The following is a 26,097-nucleotide window of genomic DNA, read 5'->3' as shown; positions in this document are numbered from 1 at the left end:
CGGCAGCCTGCTAAGTTTCACCCGATGTTTCCCTTACTCTATTTTTATTTTCTACTTCATGTGGTAATTGGTTTAGAAAGAACACTATATGCGAATGAATTCTTCACTATAGTAGGATTCCTGCTTTCGCCAATCTACGTAAAAAAAATATACGGCTCAATAAACAAAAGTCGACTTCAGTTCTCACTTGCGATATTAACGTTGTATATTTTTATCCAGGTGATTGGGATGACTGTCAGAGATATTTCGAAAAACCCCTACGAGGTGTTCCGAACGCTTCCTTTCGTGTATTCATTTTTTTGTATATTTTTTGGATTCTATATTTTTGAAAAATTGGAGGAGCATCGGCTTAGGAGGTCATTTATTTTCGAAAGAATTTTAGGGATTGCAAGTATCTTTCTCGGAAATAAATTATCACCACCATTTGCTGCCGTTGTTGGCCTGCGAGGTCTAAAACATTACAAGTCAGTTGTCTTTTCTGTTTTGGTTCTTGGCGCAATTTTTAAAACAGTTTTTGTATATCCCGACAACAAAGTCACGGCAGCTCTTATTGCGTGTCTATTTATTTATTTTGTATCTTATCGAAATCATTTCTTGAGAATTTTAGAATCTGCTTTGTCAATTAAGAGTATTGCTGTTTTTCTTGTAGGGATGGTGGCAATAGCCGTTCTCGCGAAATCTACATATCAGCAGTTCTATTCTATTGGTTATGAGCTTTTTGGCGACGTAGTTGACGTCAATACGATTTGGAGGGCCATGTTTTGGGTGTATTCAATATCCAAAACGGCCAGTGAAAATTTCTTGTTTGGCATCGGCTTCGGAACCCCACTTTTTGATGTTAATGATCCTCAAGTTCAGTTCGTAATATTGTCGTCCCCGGATGATGAGTATCTACCATATACATTGAGTGTTCATAATGCGTTGGTATACATTTTTGCTCGTTTGGGAGCCGCCGGCTTCATTATTTTTTTCTGGTTTTTTGTCGAGCTATTCCGATCGGCAATTAAGATTTTAAAAAGAACTGATGATTTTGATTGCATTTTCATTGGCACAATGTCTATTATTCTTAGTTCATTATTTAATGTTGTCATTGAAACGCCATTATTTTCTGGAATTTTTTGGACGACTATTGGAATGATGATTGCCCTTACTTATAAATTTGGTGCAATAGCTAAAGTCAGGCAAATGAAATGAAGGTTCTATTTCTCGCGCAACTTCCACCTCCAGTTCATGGTGCTTCGCTTGCTTCGAAATATGCATTGGAAGCATTAACTGAAGAGGGTCATTTTTCTGTCGTTTCATTCAATATATCGTTGGCCGATGAGTTGGCTTCACTGGGGATGCCATCGGTTAAGAAGTTATTTGGGTTTTGTCGATTATTTAATTCGATAATGATTTCGCTTATTAGGCATAGATTTTGTGCTGTGTATATTACGCTATCGCCACATGGTGGTGCCTTTTATAAGGACAGTATCATTTTATTACTGGCAAAGGCTTTTGTCAGTAGAAGAATAATTCATCTTCACGGCAAAGGAATCAACGACATTGTTTCGAAATCTAAGTGCAAGCAAGCTTTGTATTCATTTATATTTCGAAATTGCGAGGTTGTTCATTTGAGCTCCGTTCTGACGGAAGACATATCTAAAATTTATCCTGCAATTCCACATATCATCAACAATGGCGTTCCGGACATCCAAGCCCCATCAGCAGAAAAGCGATACGATTTCATTTTCTTATCGAATTTATTTGAAAGTAAGGGTGTATTGGTATTCGTAGATGCGATTGGAATGATTGCAAAGACCTTTCCTGGCGTTCGTTGCGCTATCGTTGGTAGCGGTACCGAGGATATATTGAGAAGAATTGATGAAAAACTGATTGCTTGCAACTCTGAAAATAATGTAGATATCCTTGGCGCCCTCTATGGAGGGGACAAATGTGAAGTGCTAAATAGTTCAAGGGTTTTTGTGCTGCCTACGTTTAATGAATGTTTTCCGCTGTCTATCCTTGAAGCTATGTCTGCCGGCTTGCCGGTTATATCCACACCAGAGGGGGCAATTCCCGAGATTGTTGAGCATATGCAGACAGGAATTCTCGTGGATAGGAAGTCGGCTAAGTCACTTGCTGACGCTATGTCCTTGCTGCTTGGCGATCCCGATTTGATTGTAGAGATGGGAAAATTAGCTAGAAATAGATATTTGCATAAATATACGTTGGATGTATATAAGAAAGCTATTGTTTCGGTTTTTCCCCGATTGATGTTGAGTGACTTGTGAAGGTCTATCCCATGCGTAATTATTTCTGAGTTGAATGACAAATGACTTTTTGCTATTTGTTGTTTTAACTTTAATTTGAATGAATATAGTATCGGGTCAAAAACTCGTCGAATGTCGTGGATCAGTTTTTCATGATCAGTTGTTCTATGTGATTTCTAAGCGTTTGCTAGAAGGAAGCGATAAATGTGTGGTTTCGTAGGGGTGGTTCATGGTGATGACGCTCATCGCTATGTAGGTGTGATGAGCTCGACTATCGGTCACCGCGGCCCAGATTCGGCCGCGGTGGCGAATTTGGATGACAGATCGTCCTTTGGACACCATCGCCTTTCGATTATTGATATTGATGTTCGGAGTAGTCAACCATTTTCTAAAGACGGTTACACAATTGCATTTAATGGTGAAATTTATAATTTCCTCAGTTTGCGGCAGGATCTTGATGGCGTTGTTTTTGTTTCTGAATCCGATACAGAGGTAATCCTTGAGGCATGGCGTCGTTGGGGCGTGAACTGTTTAAGTCGCTTAAGAGGAATGTTTGCTTTTGCCATTTTTGAGCACTCGACAGGGAAATATTTTGTTTGTCGTGATCAGTTTGGGATTAAACCAGTTTTCTACTACAAGACATCTGATGGTGGACTCGCATTTGCTTCTGAGTTAAAGGCGCTGGAGTCGGTTTATCGCTCGAAATTTACGTTAAATCATAATGCTCTTCTAAGTAGCCTGTTGTATTGTTGGGTTCCCGAAAATCTATGCATTTGGAATGAGGTTGATAAACTTCAACCAGGTCATTACCTTGAGTTTGTTGATGACAAACCACCTAAGTTGCATCGCTTTTGGTCTCTCGATAGCTTGTGTCAGCAACCCCTGCTGGCAAATGAGGACGAAGCTGTCGAGTTGTTGAATTCGACGCTTGAGAATTCAGTACAGTCGCATTTGGTTGCCGATGTACCAGTGAGCGCTTTTCTTAGTGGTGGCCTTGATTCAAGCCTGATTGTGGCAATGGCCGCAAAGCAATTGGGCAAGGTTAATTGCTATTCCATCAAGTTCCGGGGTGCGGATAGCAAGGCCGAGGGCATGGCGGACGACGCTTTCTATGCTCGTCGCGTCGCTGACCATCTTGGCGTCAAGCTCGACATGATTGAAGTGCAGCCGGACGTCGCGAAGTTGTTGCCCAGCATAGTGCATTCGCTTGATGAGCCCATCGGGGATTCAGCAGCGATTGCTACCTTGCTGATATGTGAGCACGCCAGGGGTCAAGGTATCAAGGTATTGTTGTCCGGTATGGGCGCTGATGAGTTGTTTGGCGGCTACCGAAAGCATTTGGCTAACAAACTAGCCGCTCATTACCGGTCTATCCCCTCAGCAATTCGCAAGGGCATCATTGCCCCGGTCGTAAATGCTTTACCTGTCAGTTTTCGTGGCAAGGGCCTGGTGTTCAGCCGCTGGGCTAGACGATTCACGAGCTTTGCTGAACGGTCTCACAACGATGCCTTCATGGGCAGCTACACCTACTACAGCAAGGATGAGTTTTCGCGTTTGGTTTGCGATGGTGGCGCAGCGATTTATGAGCGTTTTCGCGCTGAACATGAGACCATTTTCAGCGGCGCGTTTGCTGATGATTTAATAAACCGTATGTGTTTTACGGATACGCAGCATTTCATGCCTTCGCTCAACTTGGCGTACACCGATCGCGCCAGCATGGCCGCGTCTACCGAGGTGCGAGTTCCTTTCATTGATAAAGAGGTTGCTGCACTGGCAATGCGCATTCCTGGGTCAATGAAGATCAAGGGCAATACACAGAAGTACATTTTGAAAAAGGTGGCTGAGCGATGGTTGCCAAAGGATGTGATTTATCGGCCCAAGTCGTCTTTTACGCTTCCTATTCGCGCATGGATCAAGGGTGAGTTGCGTGACATGGTGGACGACTATGTTCTTAGTGACCATGGACTGGCGGGGCGCGGACTGCTGCAGCGTGATTATCTTAAGCAACTGGTCGAAAGAGACCGCTCTGGCCACGAAGACAACGCCCAACGCATCTGGCAACTGTTAACGGTCGAGCAATGGCTCAGAAATCACAACTTTAAAGGGCGTATTGCATGAAACAAGTTACCCAGACCCTCCGCACCGGCGTTATTGAAATCAATGACGTGCCCGTGCCCGCACTCAACCATAAGTTTATTTTGGTGCGCAACAGCGCCTCGGTGATCAGCGCCGGTACTGAAAAGACCAAGATCGACATGGGCAAGAAGAGCCTGCTGCAAAAAGCCAAGGCACGGCCGGATCTGGTTATGCAGGTCATCGGCAAGATCAAGACTGAAGGCCTGAAGAAGACTTTGCAGACAGTCAACTCACGGCTCGATTCTCCCTCCCCGTTGGGTTATAGCTGTGCCGGCACAGTGGTTGCGGCCGGCGGTCTGGTTGAAGGGATCCAGCCCGGTGACCGGGTTGCTTGTGGTGGGGCGGACTACGCTAACCATGCAGAGTTCGTCGCCATACCAAAAAATCTTGTGGTCAAGATCCCCGGTAACGTTACTGACGAAGAAGCTGCGTTCACTACCGTGGGTGCGATTGCCCTACAGGGCGTGCGCCTGGCTGAACCGCTGTTGGGTGAAACCTTCCTGGTTGTAGGTCTTGGCCTGCTTGGGCAGATTGCTGTGCAGCTGCTAAAGGCCAATGGTTGCAGCGTGATCGGCACCGACCTTGATGCGGCGCTGGTTACCCGTGCCGAGGGTTATGGTGCTGTCGGTGTTCCGTCAAGTGGTGACGTGGCAGGTATTTGTAATGCGCTGACCGCTGGGCATGGAGTGGATGGCGTGCTGATCTGCGCAGGTACGTCCAGTAATGCAGTCATTGAAATGTGCGGCGCCGTTACCCGTGAAAAAGGCCGGGTGGTAGTTGTCGGTGCGGTACGAATGGATATTCCGCGCGAAGATTACTTCAAAAAGGAAATCCGCGTTGTCATTTCCCGCTCCTACGGGCCCGGCCGCTACGATCCTTTTTATGAAGAGGGGGGAAATGATTATCCCTATGGATATGTGCGCTTCACCGAGCAGCGCAACATGGAAACGTTTCTAACCCTAGTGTCCCAGGGTAAGCTGGATGTCAAGAGTTTGATTACGCACCGTTTTGCGGTGGAGGAGGCCGCCAGTGCCTACCAGCTGATAGAAGGCAAGAAGACCGAACCCTATCTGGGCATTTTGCTGCAGTACAACCCTGCGCCGTTCAATGCAGACGACTCTTCGCGCATCAGCGTCAAGCCGGCAGTTGTTGCAGATGACAAGGTCAAGCTGTCTTTTTATGGTGCTGGCAACTATGCCACGGCCAGTTTGTTGCCGCCTATGCAGGCTAGCAAGCAGGTAACCTTTACCGGGCTGGTCACGGCCAGCGGCCGCTCCGCCCAAGGCGTGGCTAAACAGTTTGGGTTTGCCTTTTGTGCGGGTAGTTATGCCGAGTTGCTGCGGGGCGATACCGACGCAATCGTCATAACAACCCGCCACGACACCCATGCAGTGGGCGTGTGTGATGCCCTGAATGCCGGCAAGCATGTTTATGTAGAAAAGCCGCTGGCTATGTCGGTGGCCGAACTGAGTGAAGTTCACGACGCTTATAGCCGTTGTGGCAAAGCCCAGGTAATGGTCGGTTTCAACCGCCGCTTTGCACCAGCAACTCGGCTAGTCACTGAGCATTTCGCGGCGGTAAAAAGCCCGCTTGTGGTGAATATCCGCATTAACGCCGGCGCGATTCCGGCCAATCACTGGATTCAAGACCCGCAGCTGGGAGGAGGGCGAATGGTTGGTGAGGGCTGCCACTTTATCGACCTAGCTGCCGCACTGGTTGGCAGCAACGTGAAAACCGTCTACTCAGTGGGTTCCAGCAAGGCTGAAAAGTCAGCGGTGCTGAATGACAACCTGTGCCTGACGCTGACCTTCCATAACGGCAGTGTGGCAAACATTACCTACACTGCTGATGGCTCCAAGGCCATGGCCAAGGAGTTCATCGAGGTCTTTGGTGGTGGACGCTCTGCGCAGATTCATGACTTTAAAGAAGTCGCACTTTTCGGCGGCGGGAGCGATGCCAAGCGCAACAAGCTGGGTGTGCAGGACAAGGGCCAAAAAAGCATGATCAGCGCCTGGCTGGAGGGGCTTAAGACTGGCAAACCGTGCGTAAGCTACGATTGCCTGATAGCGACCAGCCTGGCCACCGTGATGGCTGTGGAGTCGCTTGCCTTGGGGATGCCGATGACGGTTGACGCCGCTGTACTCGCGGCCGGATGAAGCCACGCTGTATGGACCGGCTTATAGAACTCAATGCACGGCTTCTGGGCTCCATTCGGGCCGTGGAGTTTGCTGGCTACGACCCTTTTGACCTGCTTAATAGTAAGTTTCTGCAGGCCACGCCGCTTTACCGCAATCAATGGGTGCGTCTGGCCTGGTTGCAGTTGGGCAAGCGTTCGCCCATCAACCTGCGCCCGCTGTTGCACGTGCCGAAGATGCGCAATCCGAAGGGCGTTGGCTTGTTCATTTCTGGTCTGCTGCAGGATTACCGACGCACTAGGGACGTGCGCTATCTGCAGGAGGCACGTGAGCTGGCTGATTGGCTTCTGATCCAGCGCAGTAACCGCCAAGAGTGGGTACACAGTTGCTGGGGCTATCACTTTGACTGGCAGGCACGGGCTTTTTACGTGCCAGCGGGCAAGCCGAACATCATCACCACCTGCTACGTAGCCCGTGCGCTCTATGAACTAGGGGAGATAACTGCCGATCAGGCCTTGATCGATGTCGCATTGGATGCCGCCCGCTTTATTGCCGTGCATCTGTCCACCGAGGCGGATGGGCGCAGTTTTTATGCCTATATCCCTGGGGAAAAGGCCTTTGTGCATAACGCCAGCTTGTGGGGTGCCGCATGGTGTGCGTTTGCTGGTAAGCAGTTGGGGGATGAATCAATGGTTGCACAGGCGCTGCGTGTGGCCCGCCAATCGGTGCAGGAGCAGGCTGCCGATGGGTCTTGGGTGTATGGTCCGCTTCATCATCATCAGTTCATCGACGGTTTTCATACGGGCTACAACCTCGAAGCCTTGTGCATGCTACGTGATGCCACCGGCACCAACGAGTTCGATGCTTGTATTCGACTGGGGTATGCCTACTACGTGAACACTTTTTTTACCGAGGATGGCACGGCAAAGTACTACAACAAGGCGCTCCACCCGATTGATATGCACAGCTTTGCCCAGGCCGTATTCACCTTGCTTAAGGTGGGTGGCACAACGGCTGATTTGCAGCTGTGCGACAAGGTGGTGCGGCGCGCTATTGATTTGCTTTACCTGCCGGGCAAGGGCCAGTTCATTTACCAAAAGACCCGCTGGCTAACTAACCGCATTAACTACACCCGCTGGACCCAGGCTTGGGCTTACGGCTCACTGGCTTTTTACAACCGCTATCGCGCTGAGTTTGATCATGACGAGAATTGAAGTATTGGGTTGCCCGATGGATGTGGGCAGCATGGACGAAACCGTCGAGATTGTCCGTAGTGCCGTAGCCGCAGGCCGCTTCACCCAGCATGTAGTGGTGAATGTCGCCAAGCTGGTCAACATGCGCAGCGATGCCCAGCTGAAAGAGTCTGTCCAATCCTGCGACATCATCAACATTGATGGCATGGGCGTGGTACTGGGCGCCCGCCTTCTGGGCCATTCGGTGCCTGAGCGGGTAGCGGGCGTTGATCTGTTTCACGAGCTGTTGGTCATGAGTGCCCGTAACGATTTTTCGGTTTTTCTCTTGGGCGCCCAAAATGATGTGGTGGCTTCTGCCGCCAGCAAGGCGCAAGCGCTGTACCCCAAGCTGAAAATTGCCGGCTATCACCACGGCTACTTTTGGGATGACGAATCGGCCATGGTTGAGAAGATTCGCGCCTCTGGTGCCCAGCTGCTGTTTGTGGCCATTACCTCGCCCAAGAAAGAAAACTTCATCAACCGTTGGCGCGATCAGTTGGGTGTCAATTTTGTGATGGGGGTGGGTGGCACTTTTGATGTGGTCGCGGGCAAGGTAAAACGCGCACCTGTGTGGATGCAGAAGTACGGTCTGGAATGGCTGTACCGTGTCATGCAGGAACCCGGCCGGATGTGGAAGCGCTATCTCACGACCAACTCGAAGTTTGCCTGGCTGCTAGCCAAAGAGAAGCTGCGGCTACTGCTGAACTAGTCCTGCCAACGAAGCGCAGCGCGCGTGCAACAGGCGGTGCAGACTCTGCGCCATAACGCCAATCGACATCGTGCTGGACTGGTTTGTGGATGGGCTAGAGAATAAATTACTATGAATTTGATAGCTGCTTGCGAATGATGAACGGGAGCTATAGGCCTAAAAAACTTGTAATTTGTAACTGCTCAGCTCGCTTTTGAAGCGCCTTCATTTTTTCTTTGTCATTGCGAGCCTAACCCGCAATCCACAGCGTCCCAAGCCAGGCAGCGATCAGCAACCGGTTGGCGGTTTCATAGCGCGGTTAACTGCGGACAGATGGACCTCGGGTCTAGCCCGGGATGACAGAGTTTCTTGTCATTGCGGGCCCCGGTTGTCATTGAGAGCGAAGCGCTGCAATCCATTTAACACATAAACCGTAGCCCGGTTCTGCGGCGGTTTGAGTCTGCCTTAGTGGCCTAGACCCTTAAAAATAATTGATAAACAGAAAGGTCTTCACATGACACACCGAGTTTCGCGGGCGTTGATTGGCCTGCAATTGCTGGCGCTGCTGGTGGGCACCCAGATGCCAGGTGCCTGGCGCAGCGGCGCTGTGCAGGCCCTGCATGCACCGTCATGGGTGTCTTCACTTGCGCATTTTGGTTTGTTTGCCGGCATGGCCATGGCGCTGGCAGCTCGCCCTCTGGCCTGGCCGGCGGCGCGCATTGTGCTGGCCGCGCTGGCGCTGGCGTTGCTGACCGAGGGGCTGCAATTTCTGGCCATTGACCGGCACCCGCGCTGGCTGGATGTGGGTATTGACTTGGCCGGTACCCTGGCTGGTGTGGGATTAATCAACATGGTGTCTCTATGCTTCGCTCGCCGATAAGACTGTCGTCGCCCGTTATCCGCTATGTGGCCATGGCGCTGGATGCGCTGATCATCTGGGGCTGCGGCCTGGCGGCTTACCTGTGGTATCACGGCACGGCCGTGCATGCCGACATTCCGGCGCTTTACAAGCTGGTGGTGCTGGCGGCCTCGCTCATGCTGATGGTGTTCTCACGCCGCATTTACCGCTCTTGGCGGGTGAATGAGCTGGGGCTGATGTTGCGCTCGGTGGTGCTGGGCTGGCTGGGCGCGGCGCTGATCATTGTGGTCTGGCTGTTTCTCGCCAAGTCTTCGTCAGACCTGTCGCGCGTCTGGTTTGTGGGCTGGGTCCTGGGCACGCTGGGGGTGCTGAGCCTGCAGCGGCTGGCGGTGTATGGCGGGCTGCACTGGCTGCGCCGGCAGGGCTACAACTTCAAGACGGCGGTGATCGTCGGCGCGGGCCAAGTCAGCCAACGGGTGCAGGAGGCGCTGGCGCAGTCGGCCTGGAGCGGCCTGCGTGTGGTGGCCACGCTGCCGCCCGAAGGGCTTGTGCCCTTCATCGCGGCGCCGCAGGGTAAGCGGCACGTGGATGAGGTGTGGCTATGCCTGCCGCTCAGCGACGAGCAGGGCATTCGCACTGCGCTGGAGGCGTTGCGCCACAGCACGGCCAACATCCGCCTGGTCCCAGACATGTTTGCGCTCACGCTCATCAACCATGGCATCAGCGAGGTGGTGGGCATCCCCATGCTCGACTTGTCGGCCTCGCCGATCACGGGCAGCACGCGGCTGATTAAGGCGGTGCAGGACTATGTACTGGCCTTGTTCATCTTGCTGCTGATCAGCCCGCTGATGCTGGGCATTGCGCTGGCCATCAAGCTCACGTCCAGGGGGCCGGTGCTGTACCGGCAGCGCCGCCATGGCTGGAACGGCGAGGAAATCTGGGTCTACAAGTTCCGCAGCATGGTGGTGCATCAGGAGAAGGATTTCCAGGTGACCCAGGCCCGCAAAAACGATGCGCGCATTACCCCGCTGGGCGCCTTCCTGCGCCGCACCAGCCTGGACGAGCTGCCGCAGTTTTTCAACGTGCTGCAGGGCCGCATGTCCATCGTCGGCCCCCGGCCGCACGCGGTGGTGCACAACGAGCACTACAAGGAACTGGTGCCCGGCTATATGCTGCGCCACAAGGTCAAGCCCGGCATCACCGGCTGGGCCCAGATCAATGGTTTTCGCGGCGAGACCGACACGCTGGACAAGATGCAAAAGCGCGTGGAATACGACCTGCACTATATAGAAAACCTGTCACTATGGCTGGACCTGAAGATCATCCTGGCCACGGTGTTCAAGGGTTTTGTGCACAAAAATGCTTATTAAGGCGCGTCATGTAGATCGGGTTGGGGTGGCATAACCTGACGTTTTGTTGCTCCGGTTTTCCATTTTTCCACTCCCTTTCCTTGCCAGGAGCAACAGCATATGAGTACTCGAAAAGTCACCAAGGCGGTGTTTCCGGTCGCTGGCCTGGGTACCCGTTTCTTGCCCGCCACCAAGGCTAGCCCCAAGGAAATGCTGCCTATCGTGGACAAGCCGCTTATTCAGTATGCGGTGGAAGAGGCGGCCGCCGCAGGCATCACTGAGATGATCTTTGTCACCAGCCAGAGCAAGCGTGCGATTGAAGACCACTTCGATCGCTCCTGGGAGCTGGAGAGCCTGCTGGCCAAGCGCCAAAAGAACGAGCTGCTGCAACTTGTGCAGCAAATCAAGCCTGCGCACGTTAGCTGCATCTACGTGCGCCAGCCGGAGGCGCTGGGCTTGGGCCACGCGGTGCTGTGCGCCCAAAGTGTGGTGGGCGATGAGCCCTTTGCCGTGCTGTTGGCCGACGATTTTCTGGATGCGCCTACGCCAGTGCTGCGTCAGATGCTCCAGATTTATGAGCAACAACAAGTCAGCGTGGTGGCGGTGGAACGTATTCAGCCTGCGCAAACCCGCTCCTATGGCGTGGTGGCCGGTGACGCGGCCCGCCAGTGCAGCCAGGGGCACGCCTTCGCCATCAGCGGCATCGTGGAAAAGCCGTCTCCCGAAGAAGCGCCCTCTGACTTGGGTGTGGTGGGCCGTTATGTGCTGGACGGTTGTATTTTTGACAAGCTCCGCAACCTGCGCCCCGGCTCAGGCGGCGGATTCAGCTCACTGACGGCATCCAGGCGCTGTTGCAGGAAAACCCTGTGATGGCCTACCTGTATGAAGGCGTGCGTTACGACTGCGGCAGCAAGCTGGGCTACCTGAAGGCGACGGTGGACTTTGCCTTGCGCCACCCCGAGCTGGATAGTGAGTTTTCTGCCTTTTTGCAGCAACGCGGCGCGAGCAGGGCGGCTACGGCGTCATGACCTCGGGCCCGATTGCCGGCGGTGCGGCCGTGAATGTTTTGCCTGCGCGCGAATTTGCGGCGGGCGTGGCGGCGTTGCCGCTGGTGTCGGTCGATTGGGTGCTTACCAACCCTGACGGCGAACTGTTGCTGGGCCGGCGCATCAATGCCCCGGCGCAGGGCTGGTGGTTTACCCCGGGTGGGCGCATCCGCAAGAATGAAGTACTGGCCCAGGCCCTGCGGCGCGTGGCGTGCGGTGAGTTGGGCCTGGCGCCAGAGCTGTGCGAACGGGCATGGGCTCAAGCCCGATTGATGGGCGCATGGGATCATTTCTACCCCGACAGCGCCTTCAGCCCCAGCGTGCCGACCCACTACGTGAACCTGCCGTACTGGTGGCCGCTGTCGTGGGCCGATGTGGCGCTTCTCAGGCTGCCCATAGGTGAGCAACACAGTGCCTGGCAATGGCTGCCGCTGGCAGATGCCGGGCAAAGCCCGCTCGTGCATGCTTATGTTCGGCCGTATGCGGCCTGGGTGTTGGGGCGTGACGCCGACGCCAATGCATTTGTTGACCATTCATCACCATGAACATACTTTTAACTGGCGGCGCCGGCTATATCGGCAGCCACACCTGTGTGGCGCTCATCCAGGCGGGGTTTACGCCCGTGATCCTGGACAACTTCTCCAACAGCCATCCGGCGGTGCTGCAGCGCCTGCAGCGGATCACCGGCCAAGCCTTGGCCTGTGAGCGGGGCGATGTGCTCGACACGCCATGGGTCCAAGACGTGCTGCGCCGCCATCGGGTCGCCGGGGTGATGCACTTTGCCGGCGACAAGGCGGTGGGCGAGAGCGTGGCGCAGCCCCTGAAATACTACCGCAACAATATTGGCGGCGCGGTGAGTCTGCTGGAGGCGATGCAGGCGGCGGGTTGCCAGACCCTGGTGTTTTCCAGCAGCGCCACGGTTTACGGCGACCCGGCCTCGGTGCCGATCACGGAAGATTTTCCGCGCCAGCACACCAACCCCTATGGCCATACCAAGCTGGTGATTGAGGACATGCTGGCGGCGATGGGTGTTGCCGACCCGTTGTGGCGCCTGGGTGTGCTGCGCTACTTCAACCCGGTGGGCGCGCACCCCAGCGGTCAGATCGGCGAAGACCCGGCCGGCCCGCCCAACAACCTGATGCCTTATGTGGCGCAGGTGGCCGTGGGCAAGCGGCCGCACCTCAATGTGTACGGCAACGACTACGCCACGCCAGACGGCACGGGCGTGCGCGACTACATCCATGTGCAGGACCTGGCGGCCGGCCATGTGGCGGCGCTGCAGGCGCTGCTGGGGAGGGGTGAAAGCTTCACCGTGAACTTGGGCACTGGCCAGGGCCACAGTGTGTTGGACGTGGTGCGTGCCTTCGAGCAGGCCAGCGGCCGGCCCGTGCCCTACCAGTTGGCCCCGCGCCGCGCCGGGGATGTGGCGCAGTGCTACGCCGACGCGTCGCTGGCGCAAAGCCTGCTGGGTTGGCGCGCCACGCATTCGCTGGCGGAGATGTGCGCCGATGCGTGGCGCTGGCAGAGCGGGAACCCGAATGGCTATGCCCCAAGCAATGAATGAAAAGTGCCCTTAGCCTATAGGGATTGTGCGCAGATTGCTATTTATTTTGTAGCGTGATCATGCCCCGTCATTGCGAGGCGTCCCAACTTCGTCATTGCGAGCGCAGCGCTGCAATCCATTCCCCTTTACCAAGCCGGAGCCGTGGATCGCCACAGCCTGTGGCTTCGCGATGACGCCCACGGGTTGGGATCATCTGGCGGGCCGAGAGCCGCCGATCCCATCGCGCCGATTCCCTTGGGCCTGATCAGGGCCCTGCCGGTGGTTCCATGGCCAGCGCGCGCGGATCGCGGACCTTGGTCATGTCGTACAAGGGGTAGGCGCGGTTGAGTTTGGCGCCGCCGTCGCGGACCAGGGGGTCCCAGGTAAACACACCCACGTCAGGCGTAGACCGGGTGAACATGGCGCTCAGCGGAATGCTGAAGTAAATGCCCTTGTCGAAGCTGCCTTCGCCAAACTGGGCCGCCGACACATTGGTTTTGGTGGCAAAGGCGCCAAACACCACGCCGTTTGAAAAGCGCCGGCTCAAGTCGAGCGTGACACCCTTGTCCTTGGCCAGGTACTGGCCCACGCTGACCTTGGCGATCACGTCATTCCAGCCGGTTTCAATATAGGCCGTGGCATGCCCGGTGAGGGCCCGGTAGTCCCGCAGGCCCAGTTTCTGGTCGAAATTGCGCTGCCTGACGCTGTTGATATCAACGCCCAGCGCCACCGGCCCGGCAAAAGGCCGGTAAAGCCATTCGCCGCCCACGCCGGCATACATGCTCTCCAGGTAACCCCCATAAATACTGAAGTACTGGTTTGAACTGAGCTGCCCGGCATGGGTGAGCTGCAGATTGGGCATGGTGACGCGTGAGGTGGTGAGGTATTCGCGCACAAAGGTACGCACGCGCGGCAGCTGGCTGTCGGCCGTGAAACGGAATTTGTTGTAGTTGTCCAAGGCACGGAAATTTAACGAACCCGACAGCCAGCTGTGTTGCGACAAGCGCCATTCCGAACGGCCTTCAACGCTGACCTGGTACAAAATAAAACCGTCGGGGCCGCCCAGGCTTTGCTTGAGCCCGAAGCCAATGTCACCCGATAGGGGGAGATCGCTGGACCGAAATACGCTGGCGGAGTTTGCCGTGGGCTTGACCGCAGGTGCAGGCGTACCGGCAGGAGTTGCCGTACCAGCAAGAGTTGGTGTGGACGCCGGCTGAGCTTGCCGGTAGTTTTGAGTGGGCACCTCACTGAGTGGCAGAGGTTGTGACTTGGGTTTGGCCCAGCGTTCCCGGTTCACCGTGTGATTGGCCAGGGCCATGCCGCGGCCCATATAAATGAAGCGAAACTCATTCACATCGGCCGGTGCATCGCGATGCAAAATGGCCGTGGCGCGCTCTATCATTTCGCGCCAGTAGACGGCATCGGCATCCTCAAACTCGACCTGTAATACCGACCCCAGCTTTTGAATTTCCGACACTCGCCAGCCCGTCTGTGCGCTCAGGTCTTGGGCGGTCGTCGACCAATTCGCAGTGGCCGGACGCTCTGCCACAAAGCGCGGCAATACCGGATCGCTGATCTTGGGTGTTGACAGGCGGTCGAGAGGTAGATGAAAAGCCACGCCCAGCGTGGCGACATTCCCGCGCTGAACGCCAAAAGTCAGATCAACGGAGGGGGAGTAACGGTAAACCGCGCCAAAGTTGAAAGGGGATTTGGGTTGGGCGACGGTAAATGGACTGTCGTATCGGTAGTCGTTGCCGTCATACTCCATTTTCAAAATCAGCGGATCCCAAGCCGTCTGCACCTGGACACCGCCAAAAAGCGATGTGCGGCCACGGAAAAATTTATTAAAGCCCAACCCCCCCGCATTCGCCACATCGGCGGAATTGGCGCTGCGGGTGTTGAACTTGCTGGAGATCAGCCCCAGGGGATTTCCCAGTGAGCCTCTGGAGCCCAGCGATCCCCAGCCCAGGCCCAGGCTCCAGTCGAAATTGCCGGCTCTTTTGTTGGCCACCAGGTACTCGCCAGAAAAAAGCCCCGTGCCACCAATGTCACGCGCCCCAACAGAAATCGCTGGCAACAAGGCCGATTCTTTCCGCAGGCGAACTTTCAGGTCAACGCTTTTGTCCTTGCCGCTCTGGTCGCCACTCAGGCTTTGCGGGCCATAGCGTGTGCCACTGATCGATGTATAGCGATAGCTCAGCTCCATCCAGTCCAGCGGCTGGAGGGTGACATTGGTACGCGAGTAGGGGTAAGCCCGGCTGAAACTGATGGACAGTTCGCCGGTCTTGGCCATGCGTGCCGTGGGGGTTTGCAGCAGGCCAATACCGCCCCAGTCATTGCCGGTGATCACGGGATCGCGCAGCGGTGTTGCCGGCCCGGTGGGCGCCGCCACCTGTCGCGCGTGAGCGCTCGCAGTGGTGTCTTCGCCAGACGGGCCTTGGGTGGCCAGAAACCCGATCAGGCTTTGGGAGAATTCATCCGACCAAGCAGCCCCTTGGGCTGGCGCCCATATCCAGGCGCCAGGGGCTGGCTCGCCTTGGGCCTGGGCATTCCAGCTGGCAATGCCGAAGCTCTGAACATGACCATCGGGCTGGGCCATCCAGACCCGGTCGACGCGACCAGCACTGGATGGGGGCTTGCAGGCTGCCACATAAGCGCGGGCCTCGTAACCCGGCGCATGGGGTACGGCGCACAGGTAGCCGTCACTGGTAACGACGGTGACCGAGGCAGGCCGCGAAGGCACGACCACCCGATGGTCGGGTGCCAGCACCGGGTTTTGCGCCGGATGTGTCTCCAGCCAGCGCGCATCGGCGACGGCGACCGGAACCCGCCCTGTGACGGGAAGGCGGCTTATCCACTCGGACAGGCGCTGGCGTGCCGCCACGTCAGCGCGAAAAGTCCACTCGGACCCGGCAAGGTGCGCCCGCAGCGCGCTTTTCATGGCGGCTTGCGTGGGTACTTCCCCGGGCACCCGCCAGCTCAGCCCTGGCAGATAGGCATTGTCTGCCGGGGGCTGACGTTGCAGCCAGTCGCTTAAACGTTCTGCGCTGACGGGCAGATGGGCGCCTGCCTGAACATTGGTTGCCGGCACGGACACTTTGTCAGAGGCAACGGCAGCGGCCGGATGGGCCATGCCCAGCATCAGCAGGATGGCGCTATTGATCAGGCCTGGCTGGAGTCGAAGCGCTGTTGCTGAACGGTGCGGAATTCGGGGCGGCCGTGCTGTCATGGCGTGGAGGCCGCTGGCGGCCAGTGCTGCCAGCTCAGACACAAGGCCGGAGAAATGCATTGTTCGCCGTAGACAACGGTTTCCGTCTGGTGCGTTTTCGAGAGGGCAAAGCGCGCGGCTGGAAGGGCCTCATTGCCTTCGTGCTCTTCAAACCAGCGCAAATTTTGAGGCGCCAATGCGACCAGATTGGATCGGCGGGGCGCATCGATCGAACGCATCAGCAAGTGATCAACGATGCCAAAACGGTAGCCAGGCATCACATCGCGAACGCGTGAGTAAGCGCTTGCCGAAGCGGTGTCGGCGGGCCAGGACGGCATGGTGGAGAGGCGAACCTGTCGCCATTCAATGTCGGAGCCGGTCAGACCGACGAGATGCCCATTTTGCAAACGCAAGACTTCACCTTTGCTGCTGTACCAGACTTCGACAGGGCCCAAGGGGTCCGCATCGATATAGCCGAGTGCCAACAAGATCACGCGGTCATCATTAACCTTGACCCTGAGATAACGTATCGAGGGGTTGAGTGCCGCGGTGGCGGAGGCATCCGCGTCGCCTTGAAAGAACGCCTTTGCCGTCTGCGTCATGGCGTCAATGCGCGATGAGCAGGCAGACAGCGCCCAACAACAAACTGCCAGCAACAGCAGCCGGCGCATCGACGATACGAACAATTTAGGCATCCAGAAATTCCGGCAACATGGACGTCAGGTCGTTCGTGTAAGGGGTGAAGGAGGGCGGCCTTGGGCCGTTAGGCAAGAAAGGGGCGAATGGGGCTTATTAAAACAAGCCCCAGTTTTCCCCGATGGGCCCGCTGGCGAGTCCACATTCAAATGAATTAGGAAGGGGAAGGCGACCAAAATGGTCGCCCAAGTGGCAAATACTTCTGGTTGCTGACTACCAAGTGCGGGGTGTGAACCCAACGAGTCAGGCGTTCAGGCCCGACCTTGGGTTTGCCCCTTATGCTTTGGTCAGCGTGTTGTACCGGTTGTACCGGTTGTACCTGTGGTGGATGAATTACCGCCACCGCCACTGACACCAGCTGCGACAGCGCCGGCAAGCGCTATGCCACCAATCACGGCGGCGGTTGAAATCCCAGCGACGCCAACTGCCGCACCTGCTGCGGCAGCGCCTCCAGCGGCTGCCCCCCCGGCCGCAGCGCCTCCGGCGGCGGCGCCAGTTCCACCTGCAGCAGCACCGCCGCCACCCGCACCGGCGCCGGCAGCAGCGGGCGCTGGTTGTGCATAGGCAAGGGAGGATGAAAGAACGACGGTCAAGACCGCTGTTCCGAGAAGTTTCAAATTATTTGATTTCATATCAGGATTCCTCTGGAAAGCACGGTTGCATGGCGCCAATCTAACGATGGCCACTTATTGTAACAATGTGATAAGTAGATTGGATGGCAGTTCAATGACAAGTTGGGTTTGATCCGTGGTTCGTCGGATCAGCTTGCTAGAATTAACCAATGCAGTTGTCGTTGGATGACTGCATCCCGCTTTTCCTCCCTGAGCGGGGCCTTTGCGTGTGACAGCAAAAAGGCTTACCAGCCCGGCTGGCCATTCGCGCCAACCGGGTTTTTTTTGAGCGAACGTGGCGCCGCACTCCTCCTCTACACTCCCCGCATGCTCTGGGTCAAATCACTCCACATTGTTTTCATTGCCAGCTGGTTTGCCGGGCTTTTTTACCTGCCGCGCATCTTCGTGAACCTGGCCATGGTGCCGCCGGCCAGCGTGGCCGAACGCGAGCGGCTGATCCTGATGGCGCGCAAGCTGCTGCGCTTTTCCACGATGCTGGCGGTGCCCGCCCTGGGCTTCGGCCTGTGGCTGTACCTGGGCTACGGCATCGGGCGCGGGCCGGGCAATGGCTGGATGCATGCCAAGCTGGCGGCCGTGGTGCTGGTCATCGGCTACCACCACGCGTGCGGCCGGCTGCTGGCCAAGTTTGTGGCCAACCGCAACACCCGCAGCCATGTCTGGTTGCGCTGGTTCAATGAGATCCCGGTGCTGCTGCTGCTGGCCATCGTGATTCTGGTGGTGGTCAAACCCTGGCAGGGTTAAGCCGCCCGCGTCGCGACGCAAGCGTCATGGTCCTGCCTGCTTCTCCTTCCGCTAGGGCGTCCGGTGCGCATCGCACGATAGCCTGGCCGCTGGCGCTGGCCTATATTTGCCTGATCATTTATGCCAGCCTGTATCCGTTTACGGATTGGCGGAATCAGGGCATTTTCCCGCTGAAGTATTTGACGGCGCCATGGCCAAAGTATTGGACGTGGTTCGATATCGGCATCAATCTGGTGGGTTATGCGCCGCTGGGTTTTTTGCTCGTGCTGTCGGCGCTGCGCACCCGCCGGGTACGTTGGGCCGTCACCGTAGCCGCGCTCAGTGCCGCACTGCTCTCGTTGCTCATGGAAACCTTGCAGGGCTACCAGCTTTCGCGCGTTGCTTCCAACGTCGACGTTGTATTCAACGCGCTGGGAGCCTGGCTGGGCGCCTGTTGTGCCTGGGGGCTGGAGAAGGCCGGCGTGGTCGATCGCTGGAGCCGTTTGAGGGCCTACTGGTTTGCCCCGGATGCCCGCGGCGCGCTGGTGCTGCTGTTGCTGTGGCCGCCGGCGCTGCTGTTTCCCGCTGCGGTGCCCATGGGTCTGGGCCAGGTCTTCGAGCGGCTGGAGTCGGCGCTGGCCGACGCCCTGGCCGACACGCCATTTCTGGAGTGGTTGCCGGTGCGTGAGGTGGAGCTTCAGCCGCTGGTGCCCATGGCCGAACTCATGTGCGTCACCCTGGGCGCGCTGATTCCCTGCCTGTTGGGCTACTGCGTGATTCGCACGCTGGGGCAGCGCGCGGCTTTCTCGGCGGTGGTGATCGCGGTCGGCATTGCGACCTCGGCCCTGTCCGCCGCCCTCAGCTACGGGCCCCAGCATGCCTGGGCCTGGCTGGACGTGCCGGTGCAGGTGGGGCTGGGGCTGACGGCGGTGCTCGCCCTGGCGTTGCTGGCGGTGCCGCGGCGCGGCGCGGCGGCGCTGACGCTGCTGGCGCTGGCGATTCATCTGGGACTGCTGAACCAGGCGCCCGCCAGTGCCTACTTCGCCCAGACGCTGCAAACCTGGGAGCAGGGCCGCTTTATCCATTTCTATGGCCTGGCGCAGTGGCTGGGCTGGCTTTGGCCCTACGCGGCATTGCTGTATATGCTGGTGCGCCTTTCCGGGCGCGAACGCGGTCCCGTGGCTGAAAAGTAAAATCAATGCCATGACCCCATCCCATCCCCAGGACGCTGCCCCAGCCAGCCCTGCCCCAGCGGCGCATCCCGCCAAGTCGTCTTACTACGAACGTCATATCTTCTTTTGCCTGAACCAGCGCAGCAACGGTGAAGCCTGCTGTGCCGACCACCACGCGCAGGAAGCCTTTGAGCGTTGCAAATCGCAGGTCAAGGCCGCCGGACTGGCCGGGCCGGGCCAGGTGCGGGTCAACAAGGCCGGCTGCCTGGACCGCTGCGCCGGCGGGCCTGTGGCCGTGGTCTACCCCGAAGCGGTCTGGTACACCTATATCGACGCGCACGATATCGACGAGATCGTCGAGTCCCACCTCAAGAACGGGCAGGTGGTGGAGCGTTTGCTGACGCCGGCCCATCTGGGACGTTAGGTCGGTTCGATGGCGATGCGGGTGGGCATTTCAGGTCCCGCCGTCGCGCTCAGCCAGCGGCGCCTCGTGCGCCGGAGAAATTACATGGTTTTGGTCTCTGGCCCGGAACTGGCGGGCGCAAGCAGCTATATTTTTAATAGCGCTTCATTTTTGCGGAAAGTGTCTTTGTGAACTCCCAAACCCGGAAATCAAGCATTCAAGGCCCGGCGGGCGCGCTCGAGATCGCGCTGGATCTGCCGGCCGGCGCCTCTCGCGGCGTCGCCGTCATTGCCCATCCGCATCCGCTGTTTGGCGGCACCATGGACAACAAGGTGGTGCAGACGCTGGCGCGGGCCTTTGTCCAGTGCGGCTGGACGGCCGTGCGCTTCAACTTTCGCGGCGTGGGCGGCAGCGTTGGCAGCCACGACGAAGGCCGGGGCGAGCTGGAAGATTTGCTGGCGGTGGTGCAGCACGTGGCGCCGGCCGGCGCCACTCAGGACGCTTCGGCGCCGGCGCGAGAGGGTCAACAGGCCCTGGCGCTGGCCGGCTTTTCGTTTGGTGCTTACGTGACCACGCATGCCTTTGAGCGCCTGAACCCCGGTCGCCGCATCGAAAAACTCGTGCTGGTCGGCACCAGCGTCAGCCGGGCCCCGGCCGCGCCGATTGATGCGGCCGCCCACCTCAAAACCCTGGTGGTGCATGGCGAGCAGGACGACACCGTGCTGCTGCCCGCGGTGCTGGACTGGGCGCGGCCGCAGGCACTTCCTGTTACGGTAGTGCCGGGCGTCGGCCATTTCTTTCATGGACAATTGCCCCTGCTGAAAAATCTGGTCGTCCGCCACCTTTCTTCGCCTGCAAGTTGAATCTTTTCGGTTCGTTGCGATCAGTCCCCCTTCACCCTTTTGCCCTTTTCAACGTCTACCAGCCCTTACCAAATCCCTGACATGCAATGCTCCCTCAAGGCCCCTGTCGGCCTGCGCGGCTTCGCCGCCACCCTGTTCCTGGCTTTCTCCGTGGCTTTGCCCGCCGCACATTCCCAGGCGCAGGCCCAGACGCCGCAAGCACCCGAGATAGCCGCGCGCTCCTATCTGCTGCTGGACGTCACCGCCAACCAGATTTTGGCGGCCAAAGACATCGATTCCCCGGTCGAGCCGGCTTCGCTGACCAAGCTGATGACCGAATACCTGGTGTTTGACGCGCTCAGATCCAAAAAAATCGACCTCAAGCAGACCCTTCCGGTCAGCGAGCGTGCCTGGAAAATGCCGGGTTCCCGCATGTTCATCGACCCCAAGATGCAGGTGCCCGTGGAAGACCTGATCAAGGGCATGGTGGTGCAGTCGGGCAACGACGCCACCATGGCGCTCGCCGAAGGCGTGGGCGGCACCGCCGAGCACTTCGTGCAGCTCATGAACGAGCAGGCCAAGGCGCTGGGCATGAAATCGACCACCTACAAAAACCCGGAGGGCCTGACCGTGCCGGGTCACACCACCACCGCGCGCGATCTGAGCGTTCTGGCGACGCGGCTGATGAAGGATTTCCCCGAATATGTCGGTTTTTCGGCGATGAAGAAGTACCGCTATCCGGGCACCCCGGCGGCCAACGACACCAACCGCAACACCTTGCTGTTCCGTGACCCGACGGTCGATGGCCTGAAAACCGGCCACACCGATGCCGCCGGCTACTGCATGATTGCCACGGCCAAGCGCGACTTTCCCAATCTGGGAACGGGCGGCCGGCGTCTGGTGGCCATTGTGCTGGGCACCGCCAGCGACAGCGCCCGTGCCAACGAATCGCAAAAGCTGCTGAACTGGGGTTACACCGCGTTTGAAGCCGTGAAACTGTTCGATGCGGGCCAGCCGGTCGTCGCGCCATCCGTCTGGAAGGGCAAGGCCCCGACCGTCAAGATCGGCCGGCCGGAAGCCATTGTGGTGGCGGTGGCTGCCGGCAGCGCACCCAAGGTCAAAACCCAGGTCGCCCGGCCCGATCCGCTGGTGGCGCCTTTCGTGAAGGGCCAATCGCTGGGCTCTCTCAAGGTCATGCTCGGCGACAATCCCGCGCCGTTCGCTGAAGTGCCGCTGGTGGCGCTGGAGGCCGTGGAAGAGGCCGGCATCCTCGGCCGCGCCTGGGATTCCATCCGGCTCTGGATCAAGTAATCAATCGGCGCCTGCGCAGCGGCACGGTTGAGGCCGTGCACGCGACCTTCTGCCGGCAGTCCGTCGGCAGGGTGGCTGTGATGCTGATGGTTTTGCAGCGCAGGCCGGGAAGCATTCACCCAATCCGTGCTTCGGGCGAGAGTGGGTGCTAACATGTTTTAATTCGCTGCGGCTTGGCGAGGCCTGCTGAAGGGCTTGGTCGCTATGCTGATTTTTCACCTCGACAGGGCCGCAGTTGGGCGTGTTACCACGTTTTTCTTGAGCATTTCGACTATCCGGCTTATAATAGAAAGCTTTTCCGCTTTTGGTGCGGGAAATATTTGCGACCGCATCCGCGGTCATTAGTTTTCAAACGTTTAGGGACGTTTTCCAATGCCAACCATCAATCAGTTAGTCCGTCAGGGGCGCGAGGTCGAAAAGACCAAGTCCAAAAGCCCTGCGATGGAAAATTCTCCACAGCGTCGCGGTGTGTGCACCCGTGTGTACACCACCACGCCCAAGAAGCCAAACTCCGCTCTGCGTAAGGTCGCCAAGGTGCGCCTGACCAACGGGTTTGAAGTCATTTCCTACATCGGCGGTGAAGGCCACAACCTGCAGGAACACAGCGTGGTGCTGGTTCGCGGCGGTCGTGTCAAGGACTTGCCCGGTGTGCGTTACCACATCGTTCGTGGCTCGCTCGACTTGCAAGGCGTGAAAGACCGCAAGCAGTCGCGCTCCAAGTACGGCGCCAAGCGTCCAAAGGCTAAATAAGCCACTTGGTTCGAACTTTACGGTTCGCGCCAGAAGAAGTTGTCATGACTCCTTCAAAAACAGGTGCTTAACTCATCCTGGCAGGTGTTTTAGGCGAAGTGACCCAAGTGCAAGTTGTTTGCGCCGGTCGAGTAAGTGAGAGTTAAATGACTCTCGCGGTGCTGAATAGAAACAGCGCCAACTGAAGCAAAGAGGTGAAAAAATGCCACGTCGTCGCGAAGTCCCTAAACGTGAAATTCTTCCTGATCCAAAATTTGGCGATGTCGACCTCGCCAAATTCATGAACGTGATCATGCAAGGCGGCAAGAAGGCCGTCGCAGAGCGCATCATTTATGGCGCGCTCGAATTTATCGAGAAAAAGAACCCCGGCAAAGACCCGCTCGAGGCTTTCCACATGGCCATTGGCAACATCAAGCCCATGGTTGAGGTGAAGTCCCGCCGCGTTGGTGGTGCCAACTACCAGGTGCCTGTTGAGGTGCGTCCCGTCCGTCGTATGGCCCTGGCCATGCGTTGGCTGAAAGAATCGGCTAAAAAGCGCGGTGAAAAATCCATGGCGCTGCGTTTGGCCAATGAGTTGATGGAAGCCACCGAAGGCCGTGGCGGTGCCATGAAAAAGCGTGACGAAGTTCACCGCATGGCAGAAGCCAACAAGGCATTCAGCCACTTCCGCTTCTAATTTTCGACTGCAGTGTTTACTGCGCTTATTTGACGGGTTGCCGGGCGGATTCACAGGGTGTCAAGCACCTTGACTCCTGGCGGTTCAACCCCAATTTCTGCCGGCTCGGTGCAAAACGCCCAGCCGGCAGACGCGTAGAAAGAACATGAGAGATGTTTTGACAACGAGTCTTTGTTCGTGATTTCGAACTGAAAGTAATTTATGTCCCGCGCTACCCCCATTCAAAACTACCGAAACATCGGTATTTCCGCGCACATTGATGCCGGTAAAACCACTACCACCGAACGTATCTTGTTTTACACCGGTGTGAACCACAAGATTGGTGAAGTGCACGACGGTGCAGCCACCATGGACTGGATGGAGCAGGAGCAGGAGCGTGGCATCACGATTACCTCCGCCGCGACCACCTGCTTCTGGAAGGGTATGGATCTGTCCTTCCCCGAGCACCGCATCAACATCATTGACACCCCGGGCCACGTGGACTTCACGATTGAAGTTGAGCGTTCCATGCGCGTGCTGGACGGTGCCTGCATGGTGTATTGCGCCGTGGGTGGTGTGCAGCCACAGTCCGAAACCGTGTGGCGCCAGGCGAACAAGTACCGCGTGCCCCGTTTGGCCTTCGTGAACAAGATGGACCGTACCGGTGCCAACTTCTTCAAGGTCGTGGAGCAGATGAAGCTGCGCCTGAAGGCCAATCCTGTGCCCATCGTGATCCCTATCGGTGCCGAAGACAACTTCAAGGGCGTGGTTGATCTGCGCAAGATGAAGGCCATCATCTGGGATGAAGCCTCCCAGGGCATGAAGTTCAACTACGAAGATATCCCGGCTGAACTCGTCGATACCGCCAATGAATGGCGCGAGAAGATGGTTGAGGCGGCTGCGGAAGCGTCTGAAGAGCTGATGAACAAGTACCTGGAAGAAGGTGACTTGACCGAAGCGGAAATCACACTGGGCCTGCGCACGCGTGCCATCGCTTGCGAAATCCAGCCCATGCTGTGCGGTACCGCCTTCAAGAACAAGGGTGTTCAGCGCATGCTGGATGCCGTGATTGAACTGATGCCTTCGCCTGTCGATATTCCTCCTGTTTCCGGCACGGACGAAGACGAACAGCCCACCAGCCGCAAGGCCGACGACAGCGAGAAGTTCTCCGCGTTGGCATTCAAGCTGATGACCGATCCGTTTGTGGGTCAGTTGACCTTCGTGCGCGTGTACTCCGGTGTTCTGTCCAAGGGCGACACGGTGTACAACCCGGTGAAGGGCAGGAAAGAGCGTATCGGCCGTATCGTTCAGATGCACGCCAACGAGCGTCTCGAAGTGGATGAAATTCGCGCCGGTGACATCGCTGCCTGCGTGGGCCTGAAGGACGTGACCACGGGTGAAACCCTGTGCGATCCAAGCGCCATCCTGACCCTTGAGCGCATGGTGTTCCCTGAGCCCGTGATTGCACAGGCCGTGGAACCCAAGACCAAGGCCGACCAGGAAAAGATGGGTATCGCGCTGCAGCGTCTGGCCGCAGAAGATCCTTCCTTCCGCGTCAAGACCGACGAAGAATCGGGTCAGACCATCATCGCCGGTATGGGCGAGTTGCACCTTGAAATTATTGTCGACCGCATGAAGCGCGAGTTCGGTGTGGAAGCCAACGTGGGCAAGCCACAAGTGGCCTACCGCGAAACCATCCGCAAGACGGTGGAAGAGGCCGAAGGCAAGTTCGTTCGTCAGTCCGGTGGTAAGGGCCAGTACGGTCACGTTGTGCTCAAGATCGAGCCCAATGAACCCGGCAAGGGCATCGAGTTCGTTGACGCCATCAAGGGCGGTGTGGTTCCACGTGAATTCATTCCTGCTGTTGAAAAGGGCATCAACGAAGCCGTGACTTCAGGCGTGTTGGCGGGTTACCCGGTGGTTGACGTGAAGGTCACGCTGCACTTCGGTTCTTACCACGACGTGGATTCGAACGAATTGGCGTTCAAGATGGCTGCCATCTTCGGCTTCAAGGAAGGCTGCCGCAAGGCCGGCCCGGTCATTCTCGAACCGATGATGTCTGTCGAGGTGGAAACGCCTGAAGACTACGCCGGTAACGTGATGGGCGATTTGTCCTCACGCCGCGGCATGGTCCAGGGCATGGACGACATGGTCGGTGGCGGCAAGGCCATCAAGGCCGAAGTGCCCCTGTCCGAGATGTTTGGTTACTCGACCACGCTGCGTTCCGCCACGCAAGGCCGCGCCACGTACTCGATGGAATTCAAGCACTACGCTGAAGCCCCACGTAACGTGTCTGAAGCCATCATGGCTGCACGCGCCAAGTAAGTCAAAGCCGGTGTCGGTCTCGAAAGAGGCCGACACTATTTTTTCGAGTCTGCGATTGTGTGCCACGCTGTCCCCGTGCGGTGTGAACAAGCAACACAGTGCAGACGTTAAACCACACACGGGTTTGTTCTTTATCTGGAGAT

The 26,097-nt window shown here is 57.2% G+C and carries 21 protein-coding genes and 1 pseudogene; 19 read left to right on the top strand and 3 right to left on the bottom strand.

The genetic code is table 11. The annotated features are described in order from the left end of the window. Window positions 1–228: 228 nt before the first annotated feature. From PJE01S_RS25335 to galE, 11 genes and pseudogenes are all read left to right on the top strand, one after another. On the top strand, window positions 229–1,194 hold the full coding sequence (locus PJE01S_RS25335; protein WP_169804406.1) for an O-antigen ligase family protein: 966 nt from the start codon (window positions 229–231) through the stop codon (window positions 1,192–1,194). Further along, complete coding sequence (locus PJE01S_RS24745; protein ID WP_084389662.1) at window positions 1,191–2,273, top strand: glycosyltransferase family 4 protein; 1,083 nt, start codon at window positions 1,191–1,193, stop codon at window positions 2,271–2,273. Before PJE01S_RS25335 ends, PJE01S_RS24745 begins: the two co-directional genes overlap by 4 nt. Before the next feature lie 183 nt (window positions 2,274–2,456). Continuing rightward, complete coding sequence (asnB, locus tag PJE01S_RS20490) at window positions 2,457–4,370, top strand: asparagine synthase (glutamine-hydrolyzing) (protein ID WP_068835511.1); 1,914 nt, start codon at window positions 2,457–2,459, stop codon at window positions 4,368–4,370. Continuing rightward, window positions 4,367–6,544 carry a bi-domain-containing oxidoreductase gene (locus PJE01S_RS20485; protein WP_068835510.1) on the top strand — a complete coding sequence of 726 codons (2,178 nt, stop codon included), beginning with the start codon at window positions 4,367–4,369 and terminating at the stop codon, window positions 6,542–6,544. Before asnB ends, PJE01S_RS20485 begins: the two co-directional genes overlap by 4 nt. Before the next feature lie 11 nt (window positions 6,545–6,555). Next, window positions 6,556–7,737 (top strand): glycoside hydrolase family protein, encoded by a 1,182-nt coding sequence (locus tag PJE01S_RS20480; RefSeq protein WP_157090416.1) that lies wholly within the window; start codon window positions 6,556–6,558, stop codon window positions 7,735–7,737. Window positions 7,738–7,768: 31 nt separating this feature from the next. After that, the gene (locus PJE01S_RS20475; protein WP_339374684.1) at window positions 7,769–8,464 is read left to right on the top strand and encodes a WecB/TagA/CpsF family glycosyltransferase; all 696 of its coding nucleotides are present in this window, start codon (window positions 7,769–7,771) and stop codon (window positions 8,462–8,464) included. 493 nt (window positions 8,465–8,957) lie between these two features. Continuing rightward, window positions 8,958–9,323 carry a VanZ family protein gene (locus PJE01S_RS20470; protein ID WP_157090415.1) on the top strand — a complete coding sequence of 122 codons (366 nt, stop codon included), beginning with the start codon at window positions 8,958–8,960 and terminating at the stop codon, window positions 9,321–9,323. Continuing rightward, window positions 9,305–10,672, top strand: coding sequence for an undecaprenyl-phosphate glucose phosphotransferase (locus PJE01S_RS20465; protein ID WP_068835506.1), 1,368 nt, complete (start codon window positions 9,305–9,307; stop codon window positions 10,670–10,672). The genes PJE01S_RS20470 and PJE01S_RS20465 overlap by 19 nt, the downstream gene beginning before the upstream one ends. A 99-nt stretch (window positions 10,673–10,771) precedes the next feature. Further along, window positions 10,772–11,679, top strand: a pseudogene (gene galU / locus PJE01S_RS20460) (UTP--glucose-1-phosphate uridylyltransferase GalU). Continuing rightward, window positions 11,676–12,242, top strand: a complete 567-nt coding sequence (locus tag PJE01S_RS20455; RefSeq protein ID WP_068835505.1) for an NUDIX domain-containing protein — start codon at window positions 11,676–11,678, stop codon at window positions 12,240–12,242. The pseudogene galU and the gene PJE01S_RS20455 overlap by 4 nt, the downstream one beginning before the upstream one ends. After that, window positions 12,239–13,261, top strand: coding sequence for a UDP-glucose 4-epimerase GalE (gene galE / locus PJE01S_RS20450; RefSeq protein ID WP_068835504.1), 1,023 nt, complete (start codon window positions 12,239–12,241; stop codon window positions 13,259–13,261). Before PJE01S_RS20455 ends, galE begins: the two co-directional genes overlap by 4 nt. Window positions 13,262–13,505: 244 nt before the next feature. Here galE and PJE01S_RS20445 read toward each other — a convergent pair whose 3' ends face one another. From PJE01S_RS20445 to PJE01S_RS25330, 3 genes are all read right to left on the bottom strand, one after another. Then, window positions 13,506–16,511, bottom strand: coding sequence for a YjbH domain-containing protein (locus PJE01S_RS20445; protein WP_245660891.1), 3,006 nt, complete (start codon window positions 16,509–16,511; stop codon window positions 13,506–13,508). After that, on the bottom strand, window positions 16,466–17,143 hold the full coding sequence (locus PJE01S_RS20440; RefSeq protein ID WP_245660890.1) for a YjbF family lipoprotein: 678 nt from the start codon (window positions 17,141–17,143) through the stop codon (window positions 16,466–16,468). The genes PJE01S_RS20445 and PJE01S_RS20440 overlap by 46 nt, the downstream gene beginning before the upstream one ends. Window positions 17,144–17,535: 392 nt before the next feature. Then, entirely contained in the window at window positions 17,536–17,712 is a 177-nt protein-coding gene (locus PJE01S_RS25330; RefSeq protein WP_157090414.1) for a hypothetical protein, read from the bottom strand. Window positions 17,713–18,082: 370 nt separating this feature from the next. On the opposite strand from PJE01S_RS25330, the gene PJE01S_RS20435 reads away from it, so the two are divergent. The 8 genes from PJE01S_RS20435 (at window position 18,083) to fusA (ending at window position 25,954) form a co-directional block, all read left to right on the top strand. Continuing rightward, complete coding sequence (locus PJE01S_RS20435; protein WP_068835531.1) at window positions 18,083–18,517, top strand: CopD family protein; 435 nt, start codon at window positions 18,083–18,085, stop codon at window positions 18,515–18,517. A 26-nt stretch (window positions 18,518–18,543) separates the two neighbouring features. Continuing rightward, a complete protein-coding gene (locus PJE01S_RS20430; RefSeq protein WP_068835501.1) occupies window positions 18,544–19,689 on the top strand; it encodes a VanZ family protein in 1,146 nt (381 codons plus the stop codon). 10 nt (window positions 19,690–19,699) lie between these two features. After that, the gene (locus PJE01S_RS20425; protein WP_068835500.1) at window positions 19,700–20,092 is read left to right on the top strand and encodes a (2Fe-2S) ferredoxin domain-containing protein; all 393 of its coding nucleotides are present in this window, start codon (window positions 19,700–19,702) and stop codon (window positions 20,090–20,092) included. A gap of 167 nt (window positions 20,093–20,259) precedes the next feature. After that, entirely contained in the window at window positions 20,260–20,934 is a 675-nt protein-coding gene (locus tag PJE01S_RS20420; RefSeq protein ID WP_068835499.1) for an alpha/beta hydrolase, read from the top strand. 81 nt (window positions 20,935–21,015) lie between these two features. Further along, window positions 21,016–22,224, top strand: coding sequence for a D-alanyl-D-alanine carboxypeptidase family protein (locus PJE01S_RS20415; protein ID WP_068835498.1), 1,209 nt, complete (start codon window positions 21,016–21,018; stop codon window positions 22,222–22,224). 372 nt (window positions 22,225–22,596) lie between these two features. Further along, on the top strand, window positions 22,597–22,974 hold the full coding sequence (gene rpsL / locus PJE01S_RS20410; RefSeq protein ID WP_068835497.1) for a 30S ribosomal protein S12: 378 nt from the start codon (window positions 22,597–22,599) through the stop codon (window positions 22,972–22,974). A gap of 202 nt (window positions 22,975–23,176) precedes the next feature. Then, entirely contained in the window at window positions 23,177–23,650 is a 474-nt protein-coding gene (rpsG, locus tag PJE01S_RS20405) for a 30S ribosomal protein S7 (protein ID WP_068835496.1), read from the top strand. A gap of 201 nt (window positions 23,651–23,851) precedes the next feature. After that, a complete protein-coding gene (fusA, locus tag PJE01S_RS20400) occupies window positions 23,852–25,954 on the top strand; it encodes an elongation factor G (RefSeq protein ID WP_068835495.1) in 2,103 nt (700 codons plus the stop codon). Window positions 25,955–26,097: the final 143 nt, after the last annotated feature.

The organism is Polaromonas jejuensis NBRC 106434 (assembly GCF_001598235.1).
Taxonomy (GTDB): Bacteria; Pseudomonadota; Gammaproteobacteria; order Burkholderiales; family Burkholderiaceae_C; genus Polaromonas; species Polaromonas jejuensis.
Note: the sequence above shows the minus strand (reverse complement) of the source record. Positions and strands in the feature narration are given on the sequence as shown.

Excerpts from the sequence above, each read along its gene's own strand:
- PJE01S_RS25335 (WP_169804406.1), top strand. The coding sequence starts at position 229 with ATGACTGTCAGAGATATTTCGAAAAACCCCTACGAGGTGTTCCGAACG.
- PJE01S_RS24745 (WP_084389662.1), top strand. The coding sequence starts at position 1,191 with ATGAAGGTTCTATTTCTCGCGCAACTTCCACCTCCAGTTCATGGTGCT.
- asnB (WP_068835511.1), top strand. The coding sequence starts at position 2,457 with ATGTGTGGTTTCGTAGGGGTGGTTCATGGTGATGACGCTCATCGCTAT.
- PJE01S_RS20485 (WP_068835510.1), top strand. The coding sequence starts at position 4,367 with ATGAAACAAGTTACCCAGACCCTCCGCACCGGCGTTATTGAAATCAAT.
- PJE01S_RS20480 (WP_157090416.1), top strand. The coding sequence starts at position 6,556 with ATGGACCGGCTTATAGAACTCAATGCACGGCTTCTGGGCTCCATTCGG.
- PJE01S_RS20475 (WP_339374684.1), top strand. The coding sequence starts at position 7,769 with ATGGACGAAACCGTCGAGATTGTCCGTAGTGCCGTAGCCGCAGGCCGC.
- PJE01S_RS20470 (WP_157090415.1), top strand. The coding sequence starts at position 8,958 with ATGACACACCGAGTTTCGCGGGCGTTGATTGGCCTGCAATTGCTGGCG.
- PJE01S_RS20465 (WP_068835506.1), top strand. The coding sequence starts at position 9,305 with ATGCTTCGCTCGCCGATAAGACTGTCGTCGCCCGTTATCCGCTATGTG.
- PJE01S_RS20455 (WP_068835505.1), top strand. The coding sequence starts at position 11,676 with ATGACCTCGGGCCCGATTGCCGGCGGTGCGGCCGTGAATGTTTTGCCT.
- galE (WP_068835504.1), top strand. The coding sequence starts at position 12,239 with ATGAACATACTTTTAACTGGCGGCGCCGGCTATATCGGCAGCCACACC.
- PJE01S_RS20440 (WP_245660890.1), bottom strand. The coding sequence starts at position 17,143 with ATGCCTAAATTGTTCGTATCGTCGATGCGCCGGCTGCTGTTGCTGGCA.
- PJE01S_RS20435 (WP_068835531.1), top strand. The coding sequence starts at position 18,083 with ATGCTCTGGGTCAAATCACTCCACATTGTTTTCATTGCCAGCTGGTTT.
- PJE01S_RS20430 (WP_068835501.1), top strand. The coding sequence starts at position 18,544 with ATGGTCCTGCCTGCTTCTCCTTCCGCTAGGGCGTCCGGTGCGCATCGC.
- PJE01S_RS20425 (WP_068835500.1), top strand. The coding sequence starts at position 19,700 with ATGACCCCATCCCATCCCCAGGACGCTGCCCCAGCCAGCCCTGCCCCA.
- PJE01S_RS20415 (WP_068835498.1), top strand. The coding sequence starts at position 21,016 with ATGCAATGCTCCCTCAAGGCCCCTGTCGGCCTGCGCGGCTTCGCCGCC.
- rpsL (WP_068835497.1), top strand. The coding sequence starts at position 22,597 with ATGCCAACCATCAATCAGTTAGTCCGTCAGGGGCGCGAGGTCGAAAAG.
- rpsG (WP_068835496.1), top strand. The coding sequence starts at position 23,177 with ATGCCACGTCGTCGCGAAGTCCCTAAACGTGAAATTCTTCCTGATCCA.
- fusA (WP_068835495.1), top strand. The coding sequence starts at position 23,852 with ATGTCCCGCGCTACCCCCATTCAAAACTACCGAAACATCGGTATTTCC.